The 4,765-nt window shown below is 66.1% G+C and carries 4 protein-coding genes; 1 reads left to right on the forward strand and 3 read right to left on the reverse strand.

Going from position 1 to position 4,765, the window contains the following annotated elements; genetic code table 11:
• On the reverse strand, nucleotides 1-665 hold a 665-nt coding region (locus ACTHNC_RS08840), incomplete at its 3' end, for a sugar ABC transporter substrate-binding protein (protein WP_440294232.1).
• A 68-nt stretch (nucleotides 666-733) separates the two neighbouring features.
• Nucleotides 734-1,744, reverse strand: a complete 1,011-nt coding sequence (locus ACTHNC_RS08845; protein ID WP_440294233.1) for a LacI family DNA-binding transcriptional regulator — start codon at nucleotides 1,742-1,744, stop codon at nucleotides 734-736.
• A 350-nt stretch (nucleotides 1,745-2,094) separates the two neighbouring features.
• Between ACTHNC_RS08845 and ACTHNC_RS08850 the strand changes: the two genes are divergently transcribed.
• Complete coding sequence (locus tag ACTHNC_RS08850; protein WP_440294234.1) at nucleotides 2,095-4,509, forward strand: LamG-like jellyroll fold domain-containing protein; 2,415 nt, start codon at nucleotides 2,095-2,097, stop codon at nucleotides 4,507-4,509.
• Nucleotides 4,510-4,579: 70 nt separating this feature from the next.
• Here ACTHNC_RS08850 and ACTHNC_RS08855 read toward each other — a convergent pair.
• The coding region (locus ACTHNC_RS08855) for a hypothetical protein (protein WP_440294235.1) at nucleotides 4,580-4,765 on the reverse strand (186 nt) is incomplete at its 5' end.

Consider the following 4,765-nt stretch of genomic DNA (forward strand, 5'->3'; position numbering starts at 1 on the left):
GAGTCGAGCTTCTTCAGATTGGCGCCCGCACCCCAGAACCAGGGCAGGAACTGGAAGGAGCCCTCCTCGGTGCCGATCGCCGAGAACGTGATGCCCTTGTGTCCTGACGCCACGACCTTCTGCAGCGCAGCGGTCAGCGTGTCCCAGTCCGTGACGCTGCTGATGTCGACGCCGGCGGCCTGAAGCACCTTCGGGTTGTAGTAGAGCGCGAGCGTGTTGGCGCCGATCGGCACGCCGTAGGTCTTGCCGTCGATCACGCCGGCGCCGAGGATGTTCTGCGCGATGCCGCTCGTCGACAGACCGTTGTCGGTGGTCGTGGTGAGGATGCCGGCATCCGCGAGCGTCGAGACCACCGGGTTGTCGACGAGAAGCACGTCGGGCGAGTTCTTCTGCTGCCCCGCCAGAAGAGCCTTGTTCGTCAGGTCGCTGGTGTCATACGCGGTGCGCTTGATCTTCACGCCAGCGTCGCTGCCGCACTTGTCGATGACCTTCGCCCAGTCCGACGAGGCGTTGTACTGCGGGTACGGGTCCCAGAACGTGTACGTTCCGCCTGCCGAGCTGCTGGATCCTGAACCGGAGCTGCTGCATCCGGCGAGCGCGCCGGCGGTGATTCCGGCCGCGACGACGGCCGCCGCGATGGCACGGACCTTTCGGGTCTTGTCCACGGTATTTCCTCTCTGAAATGTGATCTGTGGTGAGCGGCGTTTGATCCGTGCGCGCGCCATCGTGACCGTCAGACAGCTCGAGTGCTGCCTCGGTCGGTGATCTCCGGTGCGACTAGTTCGAGAACGTGGTCACCGGAGAAGTCGGGGTCCTGAAGTCGTTCGATCAGGGTCTGGACCGCCGCACGGCCCAGCTTGTCGGGCGACGACTCCACCGCCGTGTACGGCAGGGAGAACAGTCGGCCGAAGTCTTCGGAGTAGATGCCGACGACGGAGAGGTCCTCGGGCACCCGAATGCCGCGCGTGTGCAAGACCGAGGGGAGCGCGGCGATCATCGCGTCGTTGTGCACGATGAACGCGGTGGCCTCGGGTCGTTCGTCGAGGATGCTGTTGATCTGCTCGTTCACGCCCGGCTGCTGCGTCTCCCCCGGGTAGGAGAACACGCGGATGCCGTGCCGGGATGCGCGCTCGAGTGCCGCATCGCGGAAGCGCCAGGCATACGCGCCGCCGCGCTCGTACACGTGCTCGTTCGGCGTGATCATCACGACCTCGCGGTGCCCTAGTGCAGCGAGATGGTCGACGAGCACCCTGCCCGATTCTGCGAAGTCCAGGTCGTAGACGTCGAAGCCCTCCGGGGTACGCGGAAGCCCGACCATGGCACCGGGCTGGCGGATCTTGCGCAGCACCGGGAGCCTGTCGTCGTCGTGCGCGACGTTGAGCAGCATGACGCCGTCGATCATGTTCGACGACGCGATGCGCTGGAGGGCGTGAGCGCCGTCGGATTCGGTGACCATCAGGATGTCGTAGCCGGCGGCGCGCGCAGCATCCGAGATCGGCAGAACGTACTGCAGCATGGCCGGCGAGAACTCGTCGGGGAGGAACTGCACGAAGAGGCCGAGCACGTGCGTCTGCGAGGACGCGAGCGCCCGTGCACCCGCGTTGGGGGCGAAGCCGAGCTCGGCGATCGCCTGCTCGATCCGGTCGCGCGTCTCCTGCGCGATCGGTCGCTTTCCGGAGATCGCGTACGACACGGTGCTGGCCGAAACGCCCGCATGGCGGGCGACGTCTGCCATCGTGGTCATCGTTTCTCCTCGTCGTCGAAGCGCGTCGATGCGAGTGTAAGCACGTCGATGGTTCGACGCAACTCATCGCCCGAATCGCCTTGATTTCAGGGAAATTTGCGGCTTCGGGTCGCCTATCGAAATCTCTCGTCGAATCATCGATGCGCTTGCGTCAACCCTTGACGTGCACGACGAGCACGGGTTACCTTCATGCTCGGCGCTGCACGGAATGCCGATCGCGAAGACGACGAGGTCTGTCGGAACTGTCGGCATGGCGAAGTCCCGTGAGGGGTGCATTGGCGCTCCCTCACGCATCCACGAACGGCCGCCGTGTTGGCGTCGGCCGTTTCTCTCCAGAGCAGGAGCAGGAAATGATTCGCACTACTCTTGGGCGCGGCATAGCCGCCGCTGGCGCGGCGGCCGCACTCGTCACCGCCGCGCTCGTGACGGCGCCCTCCGCGTCCGCTGATCCCACGTCGGCGAGCACGCTCGTGGTCAGCGCCGATCAGACGTTGCGACCGGTCACCCATGTGGCGTCCGGTTCGCTGTACGGGCTGGCGACCGCGACGACGCCGGCGGACTCACTGGTCGAGCCGCTGCATCCGAACACCTTCGTGCAGATGGCTCCGGGTGGATCGCAGCTGCCCAACGGCGAGCCCTCCCCCGCCGGCGACGCGCTGAAGGTGGCGCCCGAGGCCGCGAAAGCCGGCGCCAAGGTCGTCGTGCGCATGTCGGACTGGTATCCGAACTTCCCATACCGATGGGTGAGCTGGCCGGACTGGCTGAACGCGGTCGACACGCAGGTGAAGGCGGTGCAGGCATCCGGAGCCACGAACATCTCCGCGCTGGCGCCGTGGAACGAACCGGACTGGACGTGGAACGCCGCTGCGGCCGGGTCGTTCAACGACTTCTGGACGCGCACGGTACGAGAGATCAAGTCGCTCGACCCGACGATCCCGATCCAGGGACCGAGCTACTCGGACAACATCTCCGGAATGAAGAGCTTCCTCGAGAACGCGGTCGCCACCGACACGGTGCCGGACATCATCGCGTGGCACGAGTTGGAGAGCTCCAGCAAGATCGCCGGCGACATCCAGACCGTCACCTCGATCGAGAAGAGCCTCGGCATCACGCCCCGGCCGATCGCCATCGAGGAGTACGCCACCCCGTCCGAGGTCGGCGTGCCCGGCGCGCTCGTCGGGTACATCGCGAAGTTCGAACGCTACGGGGTCGACAACGCGGAGCTCGCGTTCTGGAACCACTACGGCACGCTCGGCGACCTCCTCACCGACACCGGCGGCTCGCCGAACGGCGCCTATTGGCTCTACACGTGGTACGGGGCGATGACGGGGAACATGGTCGTCACGACACCGCCGGCGAACAGCGGTCTGGATGGTGCGGCATCCGTTTCATCAGACAAGAAGAGCCTCGACGTCATCTTCGGCGGCGGGTCGGGATCGACGGCCGTGAAGGTGACCGGGCTGAACGCGCTGCACCTGGGCCGGAACGTCGACGTGAAGCTCGAGTACACCCCGTCGAAGGGGCGCACCACCTCGGTGGCGGGACCGATCGCGATCTCCGACACCACGTATCGCGTGGCCGATGACGGCTCGATCACGGTGCCGGTCGCGATGAACGCCAGCTACGGATATCACCTGGTGATCTCGAAGTCGACGAAGGCGACGGGCATCTCCGGCACCTACGGCGTGACCAATGCGAATAGTTCGCTCGCGCTCGCGCCGTCCTCCGGGTCGGATGCCGTCGTGCAGGCGAATGCCGACGAGTCCAGCTCGCAGCACTGGACGATCGGACCCGCCTCGAACGGCCTCTACACGATCACCAACCAGGCCAGCGGGCTGCGGCTCGGTGTCGCGGGCACGGACTCCGGGTCCGCTGCGGTGCTGCAGAAGCCGTCGGCGGCATCCGGCCAGCTCTGGCAGTTGATCCCCGACGATGCGGGACACGACAAGATCGCCAACTACGACAGCGGCCTCGTGCTCGGCGTCGCTGGGCGCAGCACGAGCTCGGGCGCCGCGGTGATCCAGTGGGCGGATGGCCGGCTCACATCCGCATGCTCGGCAACGGGACCTCGCACCCCGGGCAGGATCGGCGGCGCGGTCACCCTGTGCGGCAACGGCGAGTACGTCAGCATGCCGAACGGCATCCTGAGCGGGCTCACGGGGGACTACACGATCTCGGCGTGGGTGAATCCCTCAGCGGACACGCAGTGGTCGCGCGTCTTCGACATCGGAACAGGAACGACGGACTACGCCTTCCTCACCGTGAACGCCGGGGCCGCGCCTCGATTCGCCATCACCACCAGGGGTGCCGGCGGCGAGCAGGTGATCAACGGCACATCGGCGCTGCCGTTGAACACGTGGTCGCTGCTCACGGTGACGGTTTCGGGCACGACAGGAACGCTGTACGTGAACGGCACACCGGTCGGAACGAACACCTCCATGACGGTGCACCCGAGCCAACTCGGTGCCACGACGCAGGACTGGATCGGCCGTTCCGAATACAACGACCCCTACCTGAACGCGAGTGTGGATGACTTCAACATCTACGACCGAGCGCTCACATCATCCGACGTGGCAGCGCTCGCCGGCGGGCAGGCCGGCGCAGGCGATGTCGCGCACTACGCGTTCGACGAGACGGGTGGTGCCACCGCAGACGATTCCTCGGGCAATGGCCGTAACGCCACGATCGTGTCGAACCCGGTGTCGACCGGTTCGAACGTGCAGTCGCCCGACCAGCTCTGGACCCTGACGAGGATCTCGGAGTAGCTCGCCGATCACGAGGAGCGGGTCGAGGAACGTCCCCGGCGCTCGGCCCGCTCCTCTGGGTGTGCGCTTGCTAACTGAGCGAAGCGTTCGCCCTTAACCGGCGCATGCTGAGAGCACAGACTCCGGTTGTCGTGAAGCCCTCGGCTGGCATCGTCCCCTTTGCCTCTTCCGGACCCACCCGAAGAAGCAGGTCATGGGCTACCTCATCTATCAGGGCCAGCAGATCGAGTTCGAGGATCGCATCCTCGCGCATCTC

It is taken from the genome of Humibacter sp. (genome assembly GCF_051954055.1).
GTDB lineage: Bacteria > Actinomycetota > Actinomycetes > Actinomycetales > Microbacteriaceae > Humibacter.